The sequence below is a fragment of the Aeromicrobium sp. WCS2018Hpa-31 genome (genome assembly GCF_031843905.1).
In the GTDB taxonomy this organism is placed as follows: domain Bacteria; phylum Actinomycetota; class Actinomycetes; order Propionibacteriales; family Nocardioidaceae; genus Aeromicrobium.
The window spans coordinates 127,837-150,510 of record NZ_JAVTJF010000002.1 but is presented as its reverse complement, the minus strand read 5'-3'; the positions used below and the strand labels follow the sequence as shown (position 1 = coordinate 150,510).

At 69.4% G+C, this 22,674-nt stretch carries 28 protein-coding genes; 23 read left to right on the top strand and 5 right to left on the bottom strand.

The features are described from left to right. Window positions 1-28: 28 nt before the first annotated feature. The 5 genes from RQG84_RS02735 to RQG84_RS02715 all read right to left on the bottom strand — a co-directional run bounded on the left by RQG84_RS02735 (window position 29) and on the right by RQG84_RS02715 (window position 2,174). Window positions 29-334 (bottom strand): hypothetical protein, encoded by a 306-nt coding sequence (locus tag RQG84_RS02735; protein WP_311208744.1) that lies wholly within the window; start codon window positions 332-334, stop codon window positions 29-31. Further along, entirely contained in the window at window positions 331-945 is a 615-nt protein-coding gene (locus RQG84_RS02730) for an LPD29 domain-containing protein (protein ID WP_311208743.1), read from the bottom strand. Before RQG84_RS02730 ends, RQG84_RS02735 begins: the two co-directional genes overlap by 4 nt. 145 nt (window positions 946-1,090) lie before the next feature. Then, window positions 1,091-1,546, bottom strand: coding sequence for a hypothetical protein (locus tag RQG84_RS02725; protein WP_311208742.1), 456 nt, complete (start codon window positions 1,544-1,546; stop codon window positions 1,091-1,093). Beyond that, entirely contained in the window at window positions 1,543-1,908 is a 366-nt protein-coding gene (locus RQG84_RS02720; protein ID WP_311208741.1) for a hypothetical protein, read from the bottom strand. The genes RQG84_RS02725 and RQG84_RS02720 overlap by 4 nt, the downstream gene beginning before the upstream one ends. Beyond that, window positions 1,905-2,174: a hypothetical protein gene (locus RQG84_RS02715; RefSeq protein ID WP_311208740.1), complete on the bottom strand. Its 270-nt coding sequence runs from the start codon at window positions 2,172-2,174 to the stop codon at window positions 1,905-1,907. Before RQG84_RS02715 ends, RQG84_RS02720 begins: the two co-directional genes overlap by 4 nt. Window positions 2,175-2,546: 372 nt before the next feature. Here RQG84_RS02715 and RQG84_RS02710 point away from each other — a divergent pair, with 372 nt between their 5' ends. The 23 genes from RQG84_RS02710 (at window position 2,547) to RQG84_RS02600 (ending at window position 22,661) form a co-directional block, all read left to right on the top strand. Then, on the top strand, window positions 2,547-2,729 hold the full coding sequence (locus tag RQG84_RS02710; RefSeq protein ID WP_311208739.1) for a hypothetical protein: 183 nt from the start codon (window positions 2,547-2,549) through the stop codon (window positions 2,727-2,729). Next, window positions 2,729-3,022: an HNH endonuclease signature motif containing protein gene (locus RQG84_RS02705; protein ID WP_311208738.1), complete on the top strand. Its 294-nt coding sequence runs from the start codon at window positions 2,729-2,731 to the stop codon at window positions 3,020-3,022. Before RQG84_RS02710 ends, RQG84_RS02705 begins: the two co-directional genes overlap by 1 nt. Window positions 3,023-3,072: 50 nt before the next feature. Beyond that, on the top strand, window positions 3,073-3,330 hold the full coding sequence (locus RQG84_RS02700) for a hypothetical protein (RefSeq protein ID WP_311208737.1): 258 nt from the start codon (window positions 3,073-3,075) through the stop codon (window positions 3,328-3,330). After that, a complete protein-coding gene (locus RQG84_RS02695) occupies window positions 3,323-3,802 on the top strand; it encodes a hypothetical protein (RefSeq protein ID WP_311208736.1) in 480 nt (159 codons plus the stop codon). Before RQG84_RS02700 ends, RQG84_RS02695 begins: the two co-directional genes overlap by 8 nt. Before the next feature lie 3 nt (window positions 3,803-3,805). Further along, window positions 3,806-5,536 (top strand): hypothetical protein, encoded by a 1,731-nt coding sequence (locus RQG84_RS02690; protein WP_311208735.1) that lies wholly within the window; start codon window positions 3,806-3,808, stop codon window positions 5,534-5,536. Window positions 5,537-5,545: 9 nt separating this feature from the next. After that, window positions 5,546-7,201: a hypothetical protein gene (locus RQG84_RS02685; RefSeq protein WP_311208734.1), complete on the top strand. Its 1,656-nt coding sequence runs from the start codon at window positions 5,546-5,548 to the stop codon at window positions 7,199-7,201. Continuing rightward, window positions 7,198-8,211 (top strand): hypothetical protein, encoded by a 1,014-nt coding sequence (locus RQG84_RS02680; RefSeq protein ID WP_311208733.1) that lies wholly within the window; start codon window positions 7,198-7,200, stop codon window positions 8,209-8,211. The genes RQG84_RS02685 and RQG84_RS02680 overlap by 4 nt, the downstream gene beginning before the upstream one ends. A gap of 101 nt (window positions 8,212-8,312) precedes the next feature. Then, a complete protein-coding gene (locus tag RQG84_RS02675) occupies window positions 8,313-9,155 on the top strand; it encodes a hypothetical protein (RefSeq protein WP_311208732.1) in 843 nt (280 codons plus the stop codon). 34 nt (window positions 9,156-9,189) lie between these two features. Next, window positions 9,190-9,597 carry a head decoration protein gene (locus RQG84_RS02670; RefSeq protein ID WP_311208731.1) on the top strand — a complete coding sequence of 136 codons (408 nt, stop codon included), beginning with the start codon at window positions 9,190-9,192 and terminating at the stop codon, window positions 9,595-9,597. 3 nt (window positions 9,598-9,600) lie between these two features. Further along, window positions 9,601-10,644, top strand: a complete 1,044-nt coding sequence (locus RQG84_RS02665) for a major capsid protein (RefSeq protein ID WP_311208730.1) — start codon at window positions 9,601-9,603, stop codon at window positions 10,642-10,644. Then, window positions 10,644-11,081, top strand: a complete 438-nt coding sequence (locus RQG84_RS02660; protein ID WP_311208729.1) for a hypothetical protein — start codon at window positions 10,644-10,646, stop codon at window positions 11,079-11,081. Before RQG84_RS02665 ends, RQG84_RS02660 begins: the two co-directional genes overlap by 1 nt. 23 nt (window positions 11,082-11,104) lie before the next feature. Then, window positions 11,105-11,524, top strand: a complete 420-nt coding sequence (locus RQG84_RS02655) for a Gp19/Gp15/Gp42 family protein (RefSeq protein WP_311208728.1) — start codon at window positions 11,105-11,107, stop codon at window positions 11,522-11,524. Beyond that, on the top strand, window positions 11,524-11,877 hold the full coding sequence (locus tag RQG84_RS02650; RefSeq protein ID WP_311208727.1) for a hypothetical protein: 354 nt from the start codon (window positions 11,524-11,526) through the stop codon (window positions 11,875-11,877). Before RQG84_RS02655 ends, RQG84_RS02650 begins: the two co-directional genes overlap by 1 nt. Beyond that, entirely contained in the window at window positions 11,867-12,250 is a 384-nt protein-coding gene (locus RQG84_RS02645; RefSeq protein WP_311208726.1) for a DUF5403 family protein, read from the top strand. The genes RQG84_RS02650 and RQG84_RS02645 overlap by 11 nt, the downstream gene beginning before the upstream one ends. Continuing rightward, on the top strand, window positions 12,247-12,654 hold the full coding sequence (locus RQG84_RS02640; protein WP_311208725.1) for a hypothetical protein: 408 nt from the start codon (window positions 12,247-12,249) through the stop codon (window positions 12,652-12,654). The genes RQG84_RS02645 and RQG84_RS02640 overlap by 4 nt, the downstream gene beginning before the upstream one ends. A 121-nt stretch (window positions 12,655-12,775) precedes the next feature. Continuing rightward, complete coding sequence (locus tag RQG84_RS02635; protein ID WP_311208724.1) at window positions 12,776-13,369, top strand: hypothetical protein; 594 nt, start codon at window positions 12,776-12,778, stop codon at window positions 13,367-13,369. 106 nt (window positions 13,370-13,475) lie between these two features. Then, the gene (locus tag RQG84_RS02630; protein WP_311208723.1) at window positions 13,476-13,946 is read left to right on the top strand and encodes a phage tail assembly protein; all 471 of its coding nucleotides are present in this window, start codon (window positions 13,476-13,478) and stop codon (window positions 13,944-13,946) included. A gap of 116 nt (window positions 13,947-14,062) precedes the next feature. Beyond that, window positions 14,063-14,365 carry a hypothetical protein gene (locus RQG84_RS02625; protein WP_311208722.1) on the top strand — a complete coding sequence of 101 codons (303 nt, stop codon included), beginning with the start codon at window positions 14,063-14,065 and terminating at the stop codon, window positions 14,363-14,365. A 10-nt stretch (window positions 14,366-14,375) separates the two neighbouring features. Beyond that, window positions 14,376-16,484, top strand: a complete 2,109-nt coding sequence (locus RQG84_RS02620) for a hypothetical protein (RefSeq protein ID WP_311208721.1) — start codon at window positions 14,376-14,378, stop codon at window positions 16,482-16,484. Further along, window positions 16,481-17,329 carry a hypothetical protein gene (locus RQG84_RS02615; protein WP_311208720.1) on the top strand — a complete coding sequence of 283 codons (849 nt, stop codon included), beginning with the start codon at window positions 16,481-16,483 and terminating at the stop codon, window positions 17,327-17,329. Before RQG84_RS02620 ends, RQG84_RS02615 begins: the two co-directional genes overlap by 4 nt. Window positions 17,330-17,339: 10 nt before the next feature. Beyond that, window positions 17,340-18,197 (top strand): hypothetical protein, encoded by an 858-nt coding sequence (locus tag RQG84_RS02610; protein ID WP_311208719.1) that lies wholly within the window; start codon window positions 17,340-17,342, stop codon window positions 18,195-18,197. 4 nt (window positions 18,198-18,201) lie between these two features. After that, entirely contained in the window at window positions 18,202-19,356 is a 1,155-nt protein-coding gene (locus RQG84_RS02605) for a hypothetical protein (protein ID WP_311208718.1), read from the top strand. Then, a complete protein-coding gene (locus tag RQG84_RS02600) occupies window positions 19,356-22,661 on the top strand; it encodes a fibronectin type III domain-containing protein (RefSeq protein ID WP_311208717.1) in 3,306 nt (1,101 codons plus the stop codon). The genes RQG84_RS02605 and RQG84_RS02600 overlap by 1 nt, the downstream gene beginning before the upstream one ends. The last annotated feature ends 13 nt before the right edge of the window (window positions 22,662-22,674 follow it).

Here is a 22,674-nt window from a genome sequence, read left to right as displayed (position 1 = left end):
CCTCCGTGTCCGACGCGTTACGCCCGCGTCAGTCCTCGTCGAGTTCGACGTACGCGACGCCGCCGAGCAGCGCCGCGACGACCTCAGCTGCCTCGCAGTCGCCGCCGTACGCCTGGCACTCGTCGCACCGCTGGACGCCGTGCGGGCCGTCGCTGGCGGGGAGCACGCCGCGCCCGGCGCAGCCGTCGCACCCGCGGGACACGATCGGCAGGACCGGAGCGCCGGCCGCGGTCCAGTCGACGGCCACGCCGTCGACCTCGACCCACGGGCACGCGCCGTCGGCGAGCGTCCGCCAGCCGATGCGCTCGACGCGCACCACGGTCGCGGCGCTCATGCTGCACGCCCGGCGGTCTCGGCGCGGTGCTTCGGCTCGGCGACGACGCCGCGCCGCGGGCCCTCGTCGAGCACGTGGCACGCCTTGATCCGGCTCCCGCCCCCGCTCACCGCAGGGTCGGCGACCGCGGTCCAGTCGATGCCGGTGAGGTCGACGCCCTGCAGGACCCGCCACGCCATCGACTCGCCGTCGTTGAGCGCGATGCCCCGGTTCCAGACCTCGGCGCCGCCGTGCGCGTCGACGTAGGCCCGCGACCAGGCCCGCGCCTCGTCGGTGTAGTTCCGCTCGCTGTTCACGCCGTTGCAGGACCAGCGGTGTTCGCGGATGACGCCGTCGTCCTCGACGGCCATCGTCGCGGGGATGTGGCGGGTCGAGTCGTCCATCCCGTCGAAGTAGGACGACCGGAACCCGTTCGTGATCTCGTCGACGGCCCACGTCGTCGGACCGTCGGTCCACGACAGGGAGAACCAGCCGTAGCCGGTCCCGCGGCTGCCGCGCAGCGAGAACTTCACGCCGGGGAACGCTGCCTTGAGCGCCCGGCGGATGGCCGCGCCCGTCTCCTTCACGGTGTAGTCGATGCGCTCGAACTTGAGGTCGTCGGTGTCGTTCATGGCGTCTCCGTTCGTGGCGGGCCGGTGATGGTCGGCCCTTGTGGTCACTACCTTGCCGGGTGACCCGGCAAGGTGTCAAGTGGGTTGGGAAGATTTCTCCCGGGTTTCTGCCCGGCGGCTGCTCGCAGCCTGCCCGGGCCCGGCCTCAGGCTGCGGCTCGTGCCTCACGCTGCGACGCGTTCACGTCGGCGAGGAAGTCCCGGAACACGGGCGCGGGGTGCGCGTCCCGGTAGTCCCGCTCCTCGTCGATGTACCGCTCGCCGCGGGCCGGTCGCCCGTCCGGGTTCGCGCCGGCCAACGCCTCAGCCAGCCCGCCTTCCCACGCGGCGCGGGCGAGCCGGTACGCCTCTGTCGCGGCCTGCACGTGCGGGGGAGCCTGCCGACGGCCCGTCGTGGACTTCAGCTGCGGTCCCGCGGACTCGGCGTGCTCGGCATCCAGGGCGAGCACGTCGTCGACGCTCATCGCCGCGTAGACGTCCCACACCTGCCGCCACGTGAGCGGCTGCCCCGCTGCCCGCGCCTGCCGGACGTCCGCCTCAGTCATCGCCCGCCGGAGGGCGTGGGCCCGCTTGTTGCGGCCCCGACGCTCCTCCCGGCTCATCGCGCACCCGCCGGACGTGCGCCGTCCTCGCAGTACGCCCACTCGCCGCCCCCGCGACGCTGATCCCACGCGACGAACCCACCCGGACACTGCAGCGTCTCGGCAGGCACCTCGACGCGCTTCTCGACCACGCGCTCGACGGGCACCTCGACCGGCACCTCGACACGCACACGCTGCACCACGGGCACCTCGACGCGCTTCTCGACCTCCACCTCGACGGGCAGCAGCACCGGCAGCGCGCCGGACACCGCGTGCCACGGGTGCGTCGCGTCGTTCGGCTCCACGTGCGTGACCACGGCGCCCGTGGCCAGGCCCGCAGCCACGGCCGCGACCGTGGCGCCGGCCATCGCGAGGCGCCTCACGACAGCACCCGCACGACCACGTCGGCCGGGCCGTTGCTCGTGAGCGTGTAGACGCGGCCGTCAGCGCACATGGTGTAGCCGGGCACGATGTCGTCCGGGTTCGACAGACACCCGGGCTCCACCTCATCCAGCCCGTCACCGCACGCGCCGTTGCCGTCGACCCAGCAGTTCCATCCGTACTCGTCCTCGAGCAGCTCGCCCGACACGGTGGGTGCGCCGAGCGTCGAGCCGAGCGCGATGACCGCGGCGATGAGTGTGCTGACCATGGTGTCTCCGTTCGTCGTGGGCCGGTGATGGTCGGCCCTTGTGGTCACTACCTTGCCGGGTGACCCGGCAAGGTGTCAAGTCGAATGGGCAGAACAGCACCAACTTTCTTCGCGCCGGCTGCCCTCAGACGGCCCACACACGCACGCGCACGCACGCACACGCCCACGCGCACCCACGCGCACCCACACGCCCACGAGCCCGCACACGGGGCACCCAGGGGCGGGGGGACCCCCTCCCCCCGGCCTCCACCCCCCGAACGTCCCGTTCGGCAGATCGCGATGTGCGCGAGTTCCAGACCTTTTCGCCCGGGCCCGCCCTCCGCGCCTCGACGGCGCTCCCGGGCGGGCTCGAGCCGCCCGAGGAGGCACCCGATGCACCTGACCATCCACGTGCTCGGCGTCGAGCTGCTCTCCGTCGCCATCGGCCCGAGCGGCGACGTCGACGAGGACGAGCACGAGCACCTCGACGACGTGACCGGCACCCACACCGGGTTCGTCCGTCCGCCGGCCGTCCCCGCCGAGCTCGACATGCCCGACCGGACGCACTGGTCCTGATGGCTCAGTGGACGGCCGACCGGCCCCCGCTCCCCCGGGACTGGCAGAAGCGCCGCCTGCGGGTCTTCCGCCGTGACCGGCGCCGGTGCCAGCTCGCGTACGACGGCATCTGTACCGGGCACGCGACCGAGGTCGACCACATCGACGGCAACGCCGATCACCGGCTCGTGAACCTGCGGTCGGTGTGCTCGGAGTGCCACAGCGAGCGGACGAAGCAGCAGTCGGCCGACGCGATCCGGGCGATGCACGCCCGCGCCCGGGTGCCGGTCCCGCCGCACCCCGGACTTTTGTAGGTCGGCCCGCCAGGGGTCGGCCGGTGGTTCCCGACAGGGGAGGTACTGGAATGCACGCAGGAACACTGACGATCGACTGTCCCGGCTGCGACGAAGGCATCGCGGTGGAGCTCGAGGTCGAGCGGGTCCTCCTGGTCGACGTCGAGACGAACGAGCCGTCGACCGCGACCCTCGTCTTCAAGATCACGGACAACGCGCAGGCCGCGCTCGCGGCGCACGGGTGTTTCGAGGTGACCGACGAGGACCGCGCCCAGCTGGCCGCGTTCGTCGAGTCGCTCGAGGACGACGACGAGGACGACCGTGGGTAGCCGCGGGCCGCTGCAGCAGGACCAGCGCCAGCGTCCCCGCGACACGGTCGCCCGCGAGGAGCTCGTCAAGGACGACGTCGTGCGCGGGTTCCCCCTACCTGAGGCGACGATCTTCGACGACACCGGCCGGGCTGTCGCATGGCACCCGATGGTCGAGCGGTGGTGGGAGGCGTTCCGTCGGTCCCCGATGGCGCAGCGCGTCACCGAGGACGTGCAGTGGGAGACGCTGCTCGCCGCGATGGTCGTCTACAACGACGCCTGGTGGGGCGGGTCGCGTGGCCGGGCCATGCGGATCACCGAGTTCCGGGCGTTTTTCGCGTCGTACTTCATCACCCCCGGCGACCTGCGCCGGAACGGGCTCGAGGTCGTCGTGCCCACGGGTGAGGAGGACGACGAGGGCCTGGCCGCGACCGGCACCGACGGTAACGTCACGTCGCTCGACGACCGGCGCGCTCGCCTCACGGACGAGTAGCCGATGCCGCACCTCAAGGTGCGGGCCCCCAACCACGACCGGAACTTCTCGCTCGGGTGGCTCGCCGTCGCCTGGATGGAGTTCTTCTGCCTGCACGGCGACGGCGACGTCATGGGCGAACCGGTGGTGCTCGGCGACGAGCTCACCGGGCTCACCGTCGACGCGTACGCCCTGCACCCGCCTGGGAAGTCGGCGCCGTCGCAGGTTGGCCGACGCCTGTACGACTCGGTGTTCTACTGCCGGCCGAAGGGCGCGGACAAGTCGGGCCAGGGCGCCCGGTTCGGTCTCTTCGAGGCGTTCGGCCCCTGCCGGTTCTTCGGGATCGCCGAGGGCGGCGAGGTCTACACCGACCCATGGGGGCTCGGCTTCCGGTACGTGTACCGCGAGGGCGAGCCGATGGGTCGGCACGTCACCACCCCGTTCGTGCGCTGCATGGCCACGGAGGAAGGCCAGACGGGCAACGTCTACGACACCGTCTACTTCAACCTCACCGACGGGCTCCTGGCCGGCGCGCTCAACCACAAGAACGACTGCGGCCTCACCCGCGTGCTCCTGCCGAACCGCGGCGAAATCACCCCGTCGACGGCGTCGGCGTCGTCCAAGGACGGCGGCAAGGAGACGTTCGTCGACTTCGACGAGACGCACCTCTACACGACGCCCGAGCTGCGGCGCATGTGGAAGACGGTCAGCCGAAACCTCCGCAAGCGTAAGAAGACCGCCGAGACGTGGTTCTTCGAGTCCACGACGATGTTCGGCGAGGGCGAGAACAGCATCGCCGAGCAGACCCTCAAGTTCGCCGAGGCCATCCGCGACGGCCGCTCCCGCGCCAAGCCCACCCAGCTCATTGACTGGCGGTGGGGCGAGTGCGACGACATCACCGACCGCAAGAAGCTGCGCGAGGCCATCGTCGAGGCGTACGGCGACGCCGCCGAGTACAACGACATCGACGGGTTCGTCGAGGACTTCTACGACATCCGCAACGACGAGGAAGACTCGCGCCGGTACTTCCTGAACGCCCGCACGACCCACTCGGCTGCGTTCATCCGCCGCGAGTGGTGGGACGGCGTCAAGGACGCCACCAAGCCGATCACCAAGGACGACGCGATCGTGCTCGGGTTCGACGGCTCCCGCCGGCGCGCTCGAGGCGTCACGGACGCGACCGCCCTCGTTGCGTGCCGCGTCGAGGACGGGCACCTGCAGCCGCTCAAGGTGTGGGCGCAGCCGGACCGGCTCAAGCGCGACGGCGAGGGCAAGCCGATCCCGTGGTCCATCCCGCACACCGAGGTCGACGCGTTCGTGCGGCAGGTCATGGACGAGTACTACGTCGTCGGGTTCTTCGCCGATCCCGCGAAGTGGGAGTCGTACGTGGCCGCGTGGGAGCGCGACTTCGCGAAGCAGCTCAAGATCAAGTCCTCGAGCCAGCACCCGATCGAGTGGTGGATGATCGGCGCCGCGAACCGGAAGGTCGCTGAGGCGCTGCAGTCGTTCGTCGACGCCGTCGTCGAGAAGCAGCTCACGCACTCCGGTGACGAGACGCTCACGGCGCACATCATGAACGCCCACCGTCGGCCCAACAAGGTCGGGTTCGGCATCAACAAGGCGAACCCCGACAGCCCCGACAAGATCGACGCCGCCATCGCGGCCGTCCTCGCCTACCAGGCCCGCCTCATCGCCCTCTCCCGCGGCGTGGGCAAGAAGCGCGCACCGCGCCGCCAGCCGCAACGCCTCAGATAGGAGACCACGATGGACGACGCCCTCACGAAGGTGCCGTACAGCGACGAGTGGTGGTTCTCCCGGCTGTTCCGGGAGTTCCACGCCAGCGAGCCCCGGCCGAACGGCAAGAACCTCAGCCGATCGGCCTGGGCAGACCATCTGTGGTCCTGGTTCGAGGGCAACCCGCCGCTGCCGCTTCACACCGAAGGGTGGCGGGGGAAGGCGTCCGCCGACGTGCTGCGGATGGGTCGAGCGAACTTCGCGAAGCTCGCCGTCGAGTCCAAGATGGACCGCGTCGAGCTCGCCGGGTTCCGCGTGAGCGTCGACGACAACGACCAGAAGCGCCAGGAGCAGATCGACCGCGCCGGGCGACGCATCATGAAGCGGTACTCGTCCGCGTTCGAGGACGCGATGCTCTACGCGTCCGTGATGAAGGACGGCTACCTGTGGGTCGGCGAGCCGCAGGCCGACGGCCTGCCGCTCATCACTGCCGAGAAGCCGCAGAACTGCGTCACCATCGACAGCCCGATCGACCCAAGCATCGCTCTCGCCGCCATGAAGCTGTACCGCGACAACCTCACGAACGAGGAAGTCGCGCACGTTGTGCTCCCTGCGGACGACGACGTCATCGCTGCCGGCGGGCACATCGACCGCGGCGACGACACCGAGAAGCGACCCGTCCGGGTGGTCATCATGCGGCGCCCGTCGAGCCGTTCGTACCTCACCCGAGGATTCAACGCCCAGGCTTGGATCGCCGAGGACGCAAAGCCTCTGCCGCCCGCCGCGCAGGGTCGCGGCATCCCGGTGTACCACGTGCGCGCCCCGCACGGGCTCGGCGACTTCGAGCCGCACCTGGACCTCCTGGCGCGCATCAACAACATGATCGTCGACCGGCTCTGGATCACGAAGCTGCAGGTGTTCCGCCAGCGGGCGCTCCGCGACACGGTCGACCCCGAGGACCACCGCGGGCCCGACGAGCGGATGCCCGAGAACGATCCCAAGACCGGCGAGAAGATCGACTACTCCAAGGTGTTCGAGGCCGATCCCGGCTCGCTGTGGGAGCTGCCCTACGGGTACGACATCTGGGAGTCGACCCCGGCCGACCTGCAGCCCATCCTCCTGTCGGTCCGCGACGACGTGAAGGAGTTCGCGACGTCGACGCGCACACCGCTCTACGTGTTCATGCCCGACGCCATCCAGGGCTCGGCTGAGGGCGCGGAGGTCGCCCGCGAAGGTCAGGTCTTCAAGGCCAACTCGTGGAAGAAGCGGCAGACGCGCACCTTCCTGCTCGTGGCCCAGGCCGCGCTCGCCATCGCCGGGGAGAACCTCACCGAAGAGGACGAGCTCGACCTCGTGTGGACGCCGTCTCAGACCTACTCCCTGAGCCAGCGCACCCAGGCAGCCCGCGACGCGAAGGAAGTCGGCATCCCGCTGCAGGGCATCGTGGAGGACATCCTGCAGCTCAGTCCCGAGACGTGGCTGCGGTACAAGAAGCAGCGGCAGACCGACGCGCTCCGTGGCCTGTACGCGCTGCCGACGACGGGCGGGGCCCGGGAGGCGACGCCAGCGCAGCCGGCGCCCGCACGGCCCGCGGCAGCTGACCCGGTCGAGGAGCTGAGTCGGAACCTTGACCGGCCGCGGCAGCCCGCGCCCACGCCCGCGCCCGGACCGCCCGCACGGCGATGACTCCCGAACAGGAGGCAGCACTCGCCGCGCTCATCGCAGCCGAGACCGCGCAGTACGCGCAGATCGAGACCAACCTCCTCGAGCAGGTCCGCGCCATCCTCGCGTCCATCGCCGGTGACTGGTGGCGCGCTGCCACCACCAACCAGGCACGGCGTGACCTGTACGAGGTGGTGCGCGCCGCGCAAGAGGCCGTGGCCGACCTGACCGAGTCCTACCTCGACGAGGTGTTCGGGACGCTGGGGATCGACGTCAACGCGGCACTCGTCAACGCTCCCGTCCGCCTGCCCAACAACCTGCACGAGGGCATCGTCGACGAGCTGACGTGGGACCGTCCGGCACGCGACGCCCGCGTCGGGGTGCTCCTCGACGGCATCGACGACTTCGAGGCCGCGGAGAAGGCGCTGCGCCGCGCCGAGCAGCAGGCGCGCATGGACCTGGCGCTCGCTCGACGTGAAGCCGAGCGGCAGCGGTGGGGCGTCTCGGAGCAGATCATCGGCTACCGACGCATCCTGCACCCCGAGCTGTCCCGTACCGGGCCGTGCGGACTGTGCATCATCGCGGCCGACCGCATCTACGGCACGGGCGACCTCAAGCCGCTGCACGGCGGCTGCTGGTGCACTTCGCTGCCGGTCACGAAGGCGCTCGACCCCGGCCAGACGATGAACGCGGCCGACCTGCAGCGGTACTACGACGCCGCGGGCGGCACTGGCCGCGCTGAGCTGCAGCGTCTTCGCGTGGAGGTCCTCGAGCACGGTGAGCTCGGCCCGATCCTCGTCGACGCCGACGGCAACGCGCTCTCGGCGAGCAAGGCAGCGCGTCGTCGCGACGAGGGCCTCGACGCTTCCCGAGTGGTCGCCGCGCAGAAGCGCGCCATCGCCCGGCTCGAGGCAGACCTCGCGGCGGGACGACAGATTAACCAGCAGCGCCTCAACCAGCACCGCGCATGGCTCGCGACGTGGACCAAGAAGCTCCCCGCCGACGATCCCGCCCGCGACTCCGTCGCCGTCTGACCCACGTACGGGTCTCCCACTCTCCTCGCGCTCAAGGGGGCGCGAGGTGCCGCGACACGCGGCCATCCACGCACACCCCGGTCTACGTCAAGGAGACACCCATGCAGACACCCACCACCCCCGTCATGTTCACCAAGCCCACCGACCTCAGGGCGCCCGGCGCGATCGACGCGCTGCTCAAGTTCCACCACTCCGTCTTCGGCGACATGCAGATGAACGGCGCCGCCGGAGGCGACGCCGGCGGCCAGGGCGGAGACGCCGGTGGCGCTGGCGGCTCCGGTGGTGACGCTGGCGGCCAGGGCGGAGACGCCGGTGGCTCGGGTGGTTCGGGTGGTGACGCCGGCGGTTCCGACGACGGCGTCGACCTCGGGTTCCCGAAGGACACCCCGATCAAGGAGATGAGCGCCGAGCAGCAGGCCGCGTACTGGAAGCACCTGGCGCAGAAGCACGAGCGGGCGTGGCAGTCCAAGAGCCTCGTCGACATGACCCCGGACGAGGTCAAGGCCCTCCGTGAGGAGAACGAGGAGCTCAAGCGCAAGACGATGAGCGACTCCGAGAAGGCCATCGCCGACGCTCGCGCCGAGGGCGAGCGCGCCGGCCGTGAGGCTGCAGCCGCCGAGGGCAAGAACAACACGCTCAAGCTCGTCGACGGCTACATCGACGGCTTCCTCAACATCCAGGGGGCGAAGCGCGAGGACCACAAGGACTTCCTCGAGTCGCTCGACCTCTCCAAGTTCATCACCGCAGAAGGCGACATCGACACCGACAGGGTCGCGAACGTCATCGGCGGTGCGCTCGGCAACAGGCCGGGCACCACCCAGCGCTGGCCCGACATGGGGCAGGGGCACCGCGGAGGCGGAGCGAAGACGTCCGGCATGGACGCAGGTCGCGCCGAGGCCGCTCGCCGGTTCGAGCAGAACAAGCAGCAGTCGACCGGCAACTGAAGTACCTCACCCACCCCGTTCGAAAGGAATCATCATGACGGAGAACGCCGTCGAGACGATCGGCGAGTACGTCGCCGAGCAGCGTGCGTGGCTCGCGGGCCCGCACGGCATGGAGCCGGGCACCACGCCCAGCACCACGCTGGACCTGTCCAAGTTCAGCGACGCGAAGTTCGCGGAGGTCATCAAGTCGGGCTGCGTGCTCGGCAAGGTCACCGGCACGGACACCTACGGTCCCTACGACCCCGCGGCCACCGATGGCCGCGCCACCGCTGTCGGCCTGCTGGTCAACAGCTTCTCCACGGTCCGCAACAAGGCCGGCCGCTTCAACGCCCGGGTCATCCACGCGTTCGTCAACGAGTCCAAGCTGCCCTACACGGGCATCGGCGGACTCGACGCCGACGCGAAGGCCGACCTCAAGCACCTCATCCTGACGGGAGCCTGACCCATGATCCTCTTCGACGCACCGGTCCACCCGGACGCGCTCACCGCGTTCGTCCGCGAGGTCCCCATCGAGCAGAACCTCAACCTGCTCAACCTCTTCCCGGCCGAGTACCTCGACACCAACACCGTCGACTTCGCGGAGATCGTGCGGCGCAACCGCACGGCGCAGTTCCGCTCGTTCGACGGCTCCATCCACGTCACCGAGCGTGACGCCGGGTCGGAGAAGCGTGTGCGGCTGATGCCGCTCTCGGACTCGCTCAACGAGACCGAGTACGAGCGCCTGCAGCGCCAGTTCGCGCAGACGGGCGGCACGAACGTGTCCGCCCTCGAGCGGGCCATCTACAACGACGCCGAGAACCTCACGCGCTACATGCTCAACCGCATGCAGCTCGCCTGGGGCCAGCTCATCAGCAACCAGGGTGCGCTGACCATCAACGAGTCCGGCAACGGACTCAAGGGGTTCACGGCCGACTTCGGTGTCCCCGCGGCCCATAAGGTCACCCCGGCCGTCGCGTGGTCCGACCACGACAACGCGAAGGTCATCACCGACCTGACCATCTGGCACGACGAGTACAAGAAGCTCGCCGGGCCGGCCGGCGCCGTCCGCATGGACACGGTCACCCTGCGTCACGTGCTCCGCAACAAGGAGGTCATCGACGACCTCTACGGCGCGACGCAGGGCAAGACGCGGGCCAAGCTGTCCGACCTCAACGACTACCTCCGCGAGGAGTCGCTGCCGGTCATCCAGGAGACGACCGACAGCCAGGTCGAGGTCGACGGCGTCGCCACGCCCGTGATCGAGCCCGGCACGGTCTGGTTCGCCCCGGCGAACATCCGCGAGCTCGGCTACACGGCGTGGGGCGTCACCGCCACCGCGCTCGAGCTGGTCGAGGCCCAGGAGTCCGAGCTCGAGTTCGGTGACGCGTCGGGCATCGTCGGCGTCATCGACAAGATCGGCCCGCCGTACCGCAAGTTCACGTTCGTGGACGCGGTGGCGCTGCCGATCCTGAGCAACGCCAAGAAGCTGCTCGTCGCGAAGGTGCTGTGATGGCGCGCCGCCTCAAGCAGACGGTCTACGTGACCGACGCGAAGGGTCAGGCTCACGTCTTCACGGCCGAGTCGACCCTGCCCGAGTGGGCGGCCAAGATCGTCACCAACCCCGCCGCGTTCGAGGACGACACGTCCGACGACGCGGCGGGGGCCGACGACCCCACGCCGGAGCCCGAGCCGACGCCCACGCCGGAGCCCGAGCCGACGCCCACGCCGGAGCCCGAGCCGACGCCCGAGCCGACGCCCGAGCCGGAGCCCGACGAGGACGAGGACGAGGACGAGGCACCCGCGGGTCCGCCCGCCCCGCCGAAGTCCGGCAAGGGCTCGGGCATCAAGGCGTGGACCGAGTACGCCGAGCGCATCGGCGTGACCATCCCTGACGGGGCCGACCGCGACGCGATCATCGCTGCGGTCGAGGCCACGCTCGAGGACTGAGCGAGAGAGAGGATCGGCGACTCATGGCCAACTTCACGGATACAGCGTTCGTCAAGAGCGGCTACGAGTCGCCGATCCTCTCCTCTCAGGAGGCGTGGGTCGAGCGCAAGATCATGGAGGCCGAGCTCGAGCTCGCGGCCCGCATCGGGCCCATCGTCGAGTGGGCCGAGCGGCAGGAGAACCCCGACGACGCCAAGACCCGGCTCAAGGTCGTCGTCAGCCGCATGGTCTACAGGGTGCTGCGGAACCCGTCCGGGTACGACTCCGAGACCGACGGCGAGTACTCCTACTCGCGCCGCTCGTCCCGCCACGAGCCAGGCGAGGTCGTCGCCACCGGCAACGATTGGATGTTCCTGGGTGTCAGCACACGCCGCCGCGGCCCCCGCAGCATCCGCATGAGCCTGCCGGACGACTCGCCCCGCAACATGACCGGCGGCTGCTGATGAGCCTGCTCGATAAGGACCTCGAGCCGATCACCGTCTACCCCGACATCGACGGCGTCGATTACAACGACAACCCCACTGTGGTGCCCGACCTCGAGAACGGCGTCGAGGTGTGGGTCCGGTGGAAGACGCCGGACACCACCGAGGCCGTCGTCGAGGGACAGCACGTCACGACCGTGGCGCGGGTCCTGACGCGTTCGGAGCTGCCTGCCGGGCCGTTCTCCGTCGTCGAGGCTCGTGGACGCCTGTGGGACGTGCAGGGCGACGTGGGACGGAAGAACCGTTCGGCCGCGACGCAGCACAACGCCATGACGCTCGTGGCGCAGACGCCCGGGCCGCGCCATGGCGGGTAGCCGCGTCTACAGCACGATCAACGGGGTCTCGCTCGAGGACTACATCGCGCACTTGCCCGGCGTGAAAAACGCCGTGGCTGACGAAGCGCGCCGCGTCACGTCGATCGCGAAGGCCATCGCCGCCGCCGAGGGCATCCCCAAGGGCCACCGCGTGACCCAAGGGCTGCGCGCCGGGATCACCGACTCCTACATCTACTTCTCGGGCCCGTTCGTCGAGGCCGTCGAGTTCGGCCGCAACCCGTTCGTGTCGACCAAGGTCATCTTCATGCCCCCGGACGACAAGTTCCCCAAGGGCCGGTTCGTGCCGAAGGGCACCTACATCGCCGGGTTCCCCGGCAAGCACATCCTCCGAAGGGCATGGGAGCAGGCATGAGCGCCATCAACGTCAACCGCTTCCTGCGGCTGCTGCTCAAGGACCAGGCCCCGGCCGGGACCACGTTCGTCACGAAGCGGCCGGCGGACCTCGGCGAGAAGCTCCCGCTCGTGTACGCCCGGCACGTCGCCGGGTCCGGGATGCACCCGCGATACGCGTCGTGGGCGTCGGTCACCGTCGACGCCTACACCGCGCACGAGGACGACCCTCACGACCTGGCCGCGTGGGCGCACGACGCGCTCCTGGCCGCGTGGGAGCAGCAGACCGTCCGCGAGGGCGTGTCCATCAGCCAGCTCGAGGTGCTGCTCCCGCCATTCGATCTTGACGACCCGCTCGAGTCGTCGATCACGAACCGCTCGACCGCCGAGTACCGGCTGCTGCTCCGCGCTCACGCCACCAGCTGACCGACCCGCAAGACCAACCCCGCGCCGACAGGGCGAGGGGTCTGTCGGCGCGCCCACCCGACGTCACGTCGAGGTGCGCCATCGCACCCCTTCACCCACACCAGCAGAAAGCAGGATCATCATGAGCCAGGACGACAACGCAGTCTTCCTCCCCGGACGCGGCCACCTCTTCACGAACGAGGACATCGGCGCCGAGTTCCCGTTCACCACGCAGTCCGCCCTCGCGGCCCTCGACCTCACCGCCGACGTCGTCGGCGACGGATGGGTCAACCTCGGCCACACCTCCTCGGAGAACAACATCGCGCTCAGCCGCGAGACCGAGGGCGGGGAGACCAAGGGCTCCTACCAGAAGCCCGCCCTCCGCAAGACCAACCCGACGGTCGTGTGGGCGTTCAACATCCCGGCGCTGCAGATCAGCAACGACGTCCTCAGCCTCTACTTCGGAGGCGGCGACGCGTCCGAGCCCGACGCGTTCTACACGCCGTTCGTGGAGACCGTGACCGAGCGTGCGCTCGGCATCGTGCTCGTCGACGGCCCGGCTCGCTTCGGCTGGGGCGTGCCCAAGGTCGCCATCGAGGCGGGCGACGGAGCCCCCGAGTTCGACCCGGAGAACTTCATGGAGTTCCCGCTGCTCGCCACCGTGCTTGAGGAGTCCAGCGCGAAGGGCCTCATGGGTCTCTTCCGCGCCGGTCTCGGCACGCCCACCGCCCCCTGACCCCGGGGGCACCTGAACACCTCTCCGTGGGCGGTCGGCGTGGATGCCGCCCACGGAGAGGTCACATCCACGCGCAACCACGCCACCGCACGGAAGGCACCACAACATGACCCGCACCATCACCCTCGACGACATCGCGACCCGCGTCGACGAACTCTACGGCCCCGTCCGCATCCCGCTGCCCGACGACAGCTACGCGCTGCTCCACCCGATCATGCGACTCACCCAGGCCGAGCGCACCGAGTTCTCGTCCAAGCAGGGCGAGATGAGCGCACTGCAGGACAAGGCCGACGCGATCCAGGACAGCATCGAGAACGGCGACGACGACAGCGAGAAGAACCTCACCGACGCCGAGCGCGAGGAGGCCCGCGCCGCCGCCGAGGCCGAGGCCGAGCGCCTGCAGGAGGAAATCCTCGAGATTCTCCGCGACCTGTTCCGCATCGTCGGCCGGCGCACCGTCCACATCGAGAAGCTGCTCGAGCACTTCGGCGACGACTTCGCCACCCTCATGACCGCGTTCCAGATGTACGCGAAGGACACCCAGGCGGGGGAAGCCTCGGCCTCGCCCGCCTCGTAGACGAGCACGGCGGGGCCCTCCTCGCGGGATGGGACTCGTTCTACAAGACCCCATTCCGGTACGTCATCAGCGACCTCACGCAGTACGACGACGCGAAGGTCCACACCCCCGCTGAGGTGCTCGCCAAGGTGCAGTGGCTCCCCGACGACGGACCCCTCGCGGCGTCCCTGGCCGGAGGGCGCCAGCACTACGGCTGGTCGATGGACCGCTACTTCGGCCAGTCGATCCTCGACGTCCTCCGCAAGCACCTGTGGCTGACCGCTCGAGCCCAGCAGGGCAAGCGCGGCAAGAAGATGCCGGTCCCCGCCGACGTGCCCGGACCGGACGAGCTCGCCGCCGCGAGCAAGAAGCAGCAGCAGCGACGGCCCAATAAGGCGGTCGTCACCGTCGCGCAACTCGCTGCGCACTTACCCCCATAGGAGGCACGTCATGGCTGGACCCGGTGGCAAGGAGGTCGGTCGCCTCAACCTCAAGGTGCTGCCCGACACCACGCAGTTCGGCCGCTCCCTCAAGGCGTACGTGGGACGCATCGAGCGCCAGGTCCAGGTCCGCATCCCGACGTCGCTCGACACGCGGAACATCACCGCCGAGATGGCCGCGCTCTCGACGAAGCTCGAGGCCACCAAGCCCGACGTCGAGATCGAGGTCAAGCCCGACGTCGAGACCGTCCGGACCCGGGTCCTCATGGCCGAGCTGCTCGCGCAGCTCAAGGTCATGGCCCGGGCCGGCCGGCCCACGATCCGCCCGGACGTCGACGGCACCCGCGCCATCGCGGGCATGGCCGTTCTGCAGACGATGCTCGGGACCACGGGGCAGGCGTCCGGGGGGGTGGGGCGACAGATCGCCCTATGGGCGCCGCTGATCTTCGCAGCGGCGTCGCTCATCGCAGGCATCGCACCGGCGCTGGCCGCGCTCATCCCGCTCGTCGGTGGTGTCGCTCTCGGCGTGGGCGCGATCGCTCTCGGGTGGGAGCAGGTGAAGGACGTCGTCGCCCCGATCAAGGAGGCGTTCGCGGACGTCCGCAAGGAGATTGGGCTCGTCCTCACCGCAGGGCTCAAGCCGCTCATCAGCGAGTTCGCGTCGTCGTTCGTGCCGATCCTCGTCGACGGGCTCACGGCCGTGTCCGGGCTCATCAACGCCGCCGCCCGCAACTTCCTCGAGTTCTTCAACAGCAGCAAGGGCATGGAGCTCACCGCCGGGTTTCTCGTTGCGATGACCACGGCACTGCAGCCGCTCACCCAGCTGGCCGGGCCGCTGTCTGAGGTTTTCCTGCGCCTCGGCACCGCCGCCGCGCCCGCGCTGCAGATGATGTCCGAGGCCATCCTGCAGGTCACCGAGAACTTCGCTGGCTGGCTCGAGGGGGCGGACGCGTCCTCGGCCATCACCGAGTCGATGGAGATTCTCGGGCACGCGCTGCGGACCGTCGGCAAGTTCATCCGCGACATCTTCCCGCCCCTGTTCGCTGCAGCACCGGCCGTCGTCGCCGCCTTCGGGTCGATCGGTGAAGTCCTCGGCGTGGTCCTCAACGCCATGACCCCTCTGTTCACGTTCATGTCCGAGCACCAGCAGACCGTGAAGCTTCTCGCCGGCGCATTCGCGGGCCTCGCTCTTGCCGCCGGTGTCGTGCTCGGCGTGATGGCCGTGGTCGGGCTCATCATGTCCTCGACGGCCGCGATCATCGCCGCAGCCATCGGTGCCGTGGTCGGCGCGGTCATCGTCGCGTACTCCGAGTTCGGGTGGTTCCGGGCGGTCGTGCAGGGCGTGATGGCGTCCGTCATGGGCGTGGTCAGCGGCGTCATCAGCGTGGTGGTCGCAGCGTTCAAGCTCGGCGTCGTCGCCGTCGCATCGGTCGTGGCCATCTTCAAGGTGCTCCGCGCCGGGGTGTCGGCCGCGATGTCGGCCGTCGCCGCGTTCGTCTCGAGCCGCGTCGCGGCCATGAAGGCGACGTTTGCCGGGATCGCCGGGGTCGTCACGACCGTCATCGGGTTCTTCGGCCGGCTGCGGTCCGGCGCCGCCGACCGACTCGAGTCGCTCCTGTCGTTCGTGCGCGGTGTCCCCGGGAAGGTGAAGTCCGGCCTCGGCGACCTCGGCGGTCTCCTCACCTCTGCCGGGCGAGACATGATCCGCGGCCTCATCGGCGGCATCAAGGACATGGCCGGTGCGGCGGTCGACGCAGCGAAGGGTGTCGCCAAAAGCGCTGTCTCCGGTGCGAAGTCGCTGCTCGGAATCAACTCCCCGTCCCGTGTCTTCCGCGACGAGGTCGGCAAGTGGATTCCGCTCGGCATCGTCGCTGGCATCGCCAAGAGCCTGCCCCGACTCGACCAGGCGATCCAGAACATGGTCGTCGTCCCGTCGGTCCCGGCACCCGACTTCGCCCCGTACGACTTCGACCCCACCGACTTCGACTCGCCTGGACCCGGCGGCGCCGGTGGTGGTGACGGCAACACCTACATCGACGTCCACCCGTCCGAGGGCATGGACGAGCAGACCCTCGCCCAGCACGTCGGGAATCAGTTCGCATGGAGGAACCGCCGATGATCGCGCCCGTCACCCTCGACCTCGACGGCATGACGTTCAACCAGTCCACCGACGAATGGGTTTTCGAGGACTGGTCCGGCTGGTACGGCGGCGCGCCCATTACGGTCCGCCAGACCGACCGGACCGGCCACGGAGCCACCGGCGGACCCGGTCGCCGCGGAGCGCGGCTACTGTCCGTCACCGGATGGCGCGCTGGCAGGCGAGCCGAGCTGGCTCCCCTCGTCGAGGAGCTCGAGTCGCTTCTCGCCGACGGCCAGACCGGCATCTTCCGTGTGTACGACGTCGACCTCGGCGACCGGTGGGTGCCGGTACAGCTCACCGGCACCATCGAGACCGATTGGGACAACCCTCGGATGCTCGAGTTCCAGATCAGTCTTCTCGCGCTCGACTCCTTCAAGTACGGAGAGACAAGCACCGCAAGCACCACGTTCGCGGAGCCCGTCACGGGCGGCGGGTTCGTGTGGCCGGCGTTCCCCGACCGCGTCGCTGACTTCGGCGCCCGCGGCACCCCCAATGATCTGACGATCCGCAACGCCGGCAAGGCGCCCTCGTCGGTCCGGTTCATCGTCGACGGGCCCACACCGGAGCTTGGTTTCCAGATCGTCGAGTCCGGGACAGGCAAGACCCTGTCATTCCTGTCGGGCGTCCCTGCTGGCTCGCAGCTCGTGATCGACGGAAAGACCGGCAACGCCACCCTCGACGACGTCGCTGACCGCAGCGGCGACGTCGTAGTTGACGAATGGCCGGTGCTCGCGCCCGGAGCCGAGAGCACGTTCACGTTCGAGTCGCTGGCCGGGTTCACGACCGCGACGCTCACCGCCGAGACCACGGCGACCTACTGGTGATGGAGGAAGAATGACCGCACGCACTGGCTGGCCCGTCGCTCGCGACAGCAACGGCAACGGCAGCGACCCCAAGAGCACCCGCCTGGCGACGGGAGGGCTCATTGCCCCCGACGGCGTTTCCCACCTCGGTGTCCGGCGAGGCGTGTTCGCCGACACGCTGGACCCCGTCGTGTCCGGCACCGGGGCGATGGCCTACGAGGTTCGACCGTTCCGCGCCGTCACCATGACGTCGGGCGCGAACGGCCCGGTCATCGTCCCGAACGACGCCACCGTCACAGTGCCGACCACCCCTTCGCCGGGATCGGGCTCGCGCTGGGATCGGCTGTACGTCCGCCAGCACCTCGTCTCCGGTGACGGCGGGTCCGACCCGACCGTCGACGCCGAGATTGGCATCGTGCAAGGGGCACCGTCCGCGACACCCGCCGTTCCGAATCTGCCCGCCGGCGCCCTTCCGCTTGGGCGTGCGCTCGTCACCGCTGGCGTCACTTCAACGAGCGGACTCGCGTTCACCCGCGACCACGACTGGACCGTCGCGAACGGCGGCATCGTGCCCGACGGCCAAGGTGGCGGTGCATGGTGGGACGGGAACCTCTGGCGTCCCATCGGCCGCGTCGCCCGCGGCAAGGTCACGCTTTCCAGCGGTCTCCCGAACGCGAACACCTCCCGCTCAGTCGCGATCAACTTTCCGGCCGGACGGTTCTCGCAGGTGCCCGACGTCAACGTCACCCTGCGGACGCCCCAGGCGTCCACGTCGGTCCTGAGCTATTGGGTCGAGGACGAGACCACCACTGGTGCGCGCCTCTACGCCATGCGCTCGTCGGCCTACGCGCAGCCCATCTCCTTTTCCTGGACCGCGATCCAGGACTGACGGCGTGGCTCACTACCGATGGGTCGTTGGAGACCTTCGCACCGGGAAGATCAACCGCACGATCGACCTGCCGAGCGGCGACTGGTCGACGGACATCGAGGACGACGGGTCGCTCGGGGGAACGGCTGACCTGAGTTCACGCGAGTGGCGTTGGTCGCGAGCCGATGCTGCCCCGGGCAAGTGCTTCCTCGCGGTGGCGTACGTCGACGGTTTCGGCGCCGAACACTGGAAGGCCGGCGGACCCATCTGGACGGCGAAGTTCAACGACGCCGCCTCGACGCTGACGCTCGGCGCTGCCGCCCTGTCGTCTTACTTCGATCACCGCAAGGTCATGCCGGTTCTCGCGGCCAGCGCCAATCCGGCGAAGGCGCACACCAACTACGAGACGGCCCGGCTCGAACTCATCGCAAAGCGTCTGATCGAGGATTCCCGAGCACACGTCGGTGGTGACCTGCCCATCGTGTTCCCCACCGACGAGGAGCTCGGCGGTGAGGGGACCGAGCGAGTACGGAACTACCTCGGCTACGAGCTCGGGTGGGTCGGAACTCGCCTGCGCCAGCTCAGTGAAGTCATCGGTGGTCCCGAGTTTCAGTTCGAGCCTCGTCGCCGAGCCGACGACCCGCGCTTCATGGAGTGGTACATGCGGCTCGGCACGGCCGACTCCGGGATGCTGCTGGACCAGGGGGCAGGCGAGTGGGTGTTCGACCGCAGCGTCCCGAAGTCCCCCATCACCGACATCGACGTCGACATCGACGGCTCCGTCGTGTCGTTCCGCTCGTGGGCGCCTGGGCAGGGTGAAGGCGAAGGCCGTCCGATCGTGTACGAGCAGGACCTCTCACGAGTGACCGGTGAGGGGTGGGCGCTGCTCGAGTCCGAGGTGAGCTCACTGGACACGGTGTCGGTCGAGTCGACCCTGCGCGGGCACGCCCGCACGGACCTCGCGGCACGCGCCAAGCCCATCGAGACCTGGACGCTCAAGGTCGACCGAGACGCTGAACCGCACGTCGGTCGCTACCGCGCTGGCGACTGGTGCGTCGTGCGGGTCCGCGACCACATCTACATCCCCGACGGGGACTACGGAATGCGAATCGTCGCCATCGGCGCACGGGGCACTGATCCCGTCGAGGTTTCGATGGCACCACGGATGGGAGACTACTGATGGGTTCCGGCTACCGGGCGCCGAAGGACGGCGTGGATGCTCTGCGGGTCGAGGTCCGCGACCTGCGTTCGCAGCTTGACGCTATCCGGTCGTCGCTCGGCCTCTCGTCCGCGGTGCTCACCTCCGGGAAGATCAGGCTCGCCGGCACCGCATCGGTCGAGACCGAGCAGGACGACGGCCGAGCCACCCGTCTTACCGGCGGCGGCGTGGAGGTCCGTGAGAACCCCGACGGCGACTGGCGTCCAATCGAGGACGTCGTCATCGAGATGGTGCCCGAGGTCGAGCTGAGCGATGGCATCCCGCCGGTGGAGGCGCCCACGAACTTTGCCGTGCGCCCCTTCTCCGTCGGCGCCGTCGAGGCGTCCTGGCTCGCGCCGGCCAACGCGGACCCCATCCTTGGTTACGACCTGCAGGCATCCGCCCCCGAGCCCGACGAGGCTGCGGAGACGTTCCGCGCCGGCTCCACCCGCATCCCGGTCTCGTCCATTGGTGGCGAGCTGCTCACGCCGGGCGAGACCGTGCACCTGCGCGTGCGCGCCGTCGACCTCGACGGCCCCGGCCCCTGGACGGCGTGGGCATCGGCTGAGCCCCGCCTCGTCGACTTCGAGCTTGTGTCGCAGCAGATTCGCGACGACATCGCCGAGGCTGACAACAAGGCGGTCGCTGCCCAGGAGGAAGCTGCTGCTGCTGCAGCCGCCGCCCTCGATGCTGCGAACGCTGCGGCCAGCAAGGCAACGCCCGCCGACGTGGAGGCCGCACGCGATTCCGCCATCGAGGCTGCAGCGTCGGACGCCACCACGAAGGCCGACGCCGCCCGTGATGCTGGCGAAGCTGCCGCGAGCGCCGCGCTCAACGTCGCCGAAGCGAAGGGCAGGGTCATTGTCCAGTCGGCCGCGCCCGACGCCGCCGACCAGCTCTCGCAGAACCTCTGGATCGACACGACCGCGATCGGCAACCCTTCCGCGCCCGGCAACGTCCCGAAGCGCTGGGACGGGACGGGGTGGGTCGCGATCACAGAGAAGGCCGTGGTCGACGCCGCCGCAGTAGCCGCCGCAGCGAAGTCCGCCGCCGACACCGCCGCCAGCCAGGCGACCACCGCGCTGAGCACCGCCAACGGCAAGAACAAGAACACCCGCTCCTCAGTCGCGTCGCCGGCGACGACCGGTCGTGTCGAGGGCGACCTCCATTACGTGGTGGGCACCGGCCAGAAGGCGGGACAGGTGACGAAGATTCAGCGCCTCGTCACGGGCGTGTGGGTCGATGAGCCGATCAACGTCGAAACGCTCGCCGGACTCGACGTCGGGTATCTGACCGCCATGCTCGCCTCGGTCGACACGCTGCTTGCGCGAATCGTCAACGCCGAAGAAATCACGGGCGACATGATTTCCTCGCTCTACGCCTACATCGGCACCATCGAGGCGAACCAGATTGCCGGCGGCAAGATCACCGCCGACATCGCGTGGGTCGGTGGCGCACTCACAATCGGCGACGAGCTGGGCGCGCACATCACCGCTGACCCGCTCGTGGGCATGGTGCTCTACGGTCTCGACGGCGTCACGCCGCTTGTGGAGCTGCGTCTCGACGGGCAGCCGTCGACGTTCCGTGGACGGGTCATCGCTGACGACATCAGTGTGCTCAACGGCGCCCTCCTGCAGGGCGCCGCAAACACGGTCGCGCTGAATGCGGTCCTCACGCTCGAGGACTCCATCCCGAACCCGCAGGTCGCGCCCACCATGTCGACGGGCACGATCGCTCGACCGTTTGCCACGCCACCGTCGGGCTACACCGAACGTGGCGTCACGTGGGACGCCACGATCGGGCACTGGCTGCAGACCATCATCAGCTCGAGCACAAAGACGATCATCGTGCGCAGGATCAACCCTGCAGACGGCAGCGTCGCCGGGTCCGTGCAGCTGGCCCGTCCGGGTGTCGTCCGTGCGGTGCTGGACTGCTCGAACACGATCCGTGTCGGGTCGTCCTACTACACGCTCGTGCTGGATGACTACTACGACTGGTACCTGTTCGAGCACAACCTCTCCGGTGGCCACCTCACCCGCAGCGAGTACAAGAGGTGGGGGTGGCGCAGCGGCGAGCGGCCCAGCCTTGGTCCCGGAACCTCGGCGACCCGCGTCGTGGTCGCCGACACCACCTGGCCGCAGCTGGAGGAGCTGGACGTCAGCAGCGCGTTCCCCACCACCACGGGCACCGTGTTCCTCGACGATCCGCAGGGATGGGACTCGCGCACGACACGGTTTGCTGGTCGCGGCACCTTCCACTTCGGCGTGAACCGATGGGTCGTCGCGACGTCGACGGAAGTCCGCGTGTACGTGGGCACCACCCCCGACGCCCCACCTGAGCGGATCATCGACACCGGCACGTCCACAGGCGTGGCGTGGGACGGCACCCGATTTTACTCCTCGCTCGGCAACGGAACGCTCCGCCAGCACTCTCGTTGGCTCGGCGCGCTGAACAGTTCCAACCGTCGGTGGTGGGCTCGGATCACCAACGCCGTGACCACGCCGTCCACGAAGCAGACCGCCGCGTCCCCGGCCGGCTCGATCCTCGTGCCCGATGGGCACTACCTGTCGTGGAACGCGCCCCAGAAGGCGTCGCAGACTAGCCACTACGGCGTGTACCTCGGGTCGGGCGCTTCCGAGCCCGCGGTCTCTGCCATGCGGATGTTCGGGTCGCTCACCACGAGTCCCACGGGTCGAACGGAGGCGCTGCCCACGAGCGGAGCAACGCCACCGACGGCCTCGCAGTTCACAGCCTCAGGCAACCCCGGGGAGGTGCGCACGCAGTCCGGCGGCGGTCTCATCCGAGGCAACGGCTATGCACGTCTCGAGGGGCTCGTCACGGCGTTCACGTCTCGCCGACAGAGCAGCCCACCGGCGCAGACCAACATCTCTCACAACACGGTCACCAAGATCACCTCATGGGACGACCTCGTCGACGCCTCGACGCGGCACTACGAGCCGACCAGCGCCGACGACATCGCCTACGCGAGCGGCGACTTCACCGTGAAAATCGGCGGCCTGTACGAGGTTGCAGCATCGGTGGCACTCAGCGCCAACGCCAACGGGGTGCGTCGTCTCTACGTGCAGCTCAACGGCGTCACGGTGCCCGGCGGGCTGGTCGGCACGGTCGGCAACACGTCGAGCATCTTCATGTCGCTCACAGTCCCGGTGCGCTGCGCGCCAGGCGACGTCCTCTCCATCGGCGCTCTGCACACCGCTGGTTCCGGCACCACCCTCCAAGTCGCGAACGCATCCGGCGTCGCCATCACTCGAAAGGCAGCAGCATGATGTCTCAGCAGTT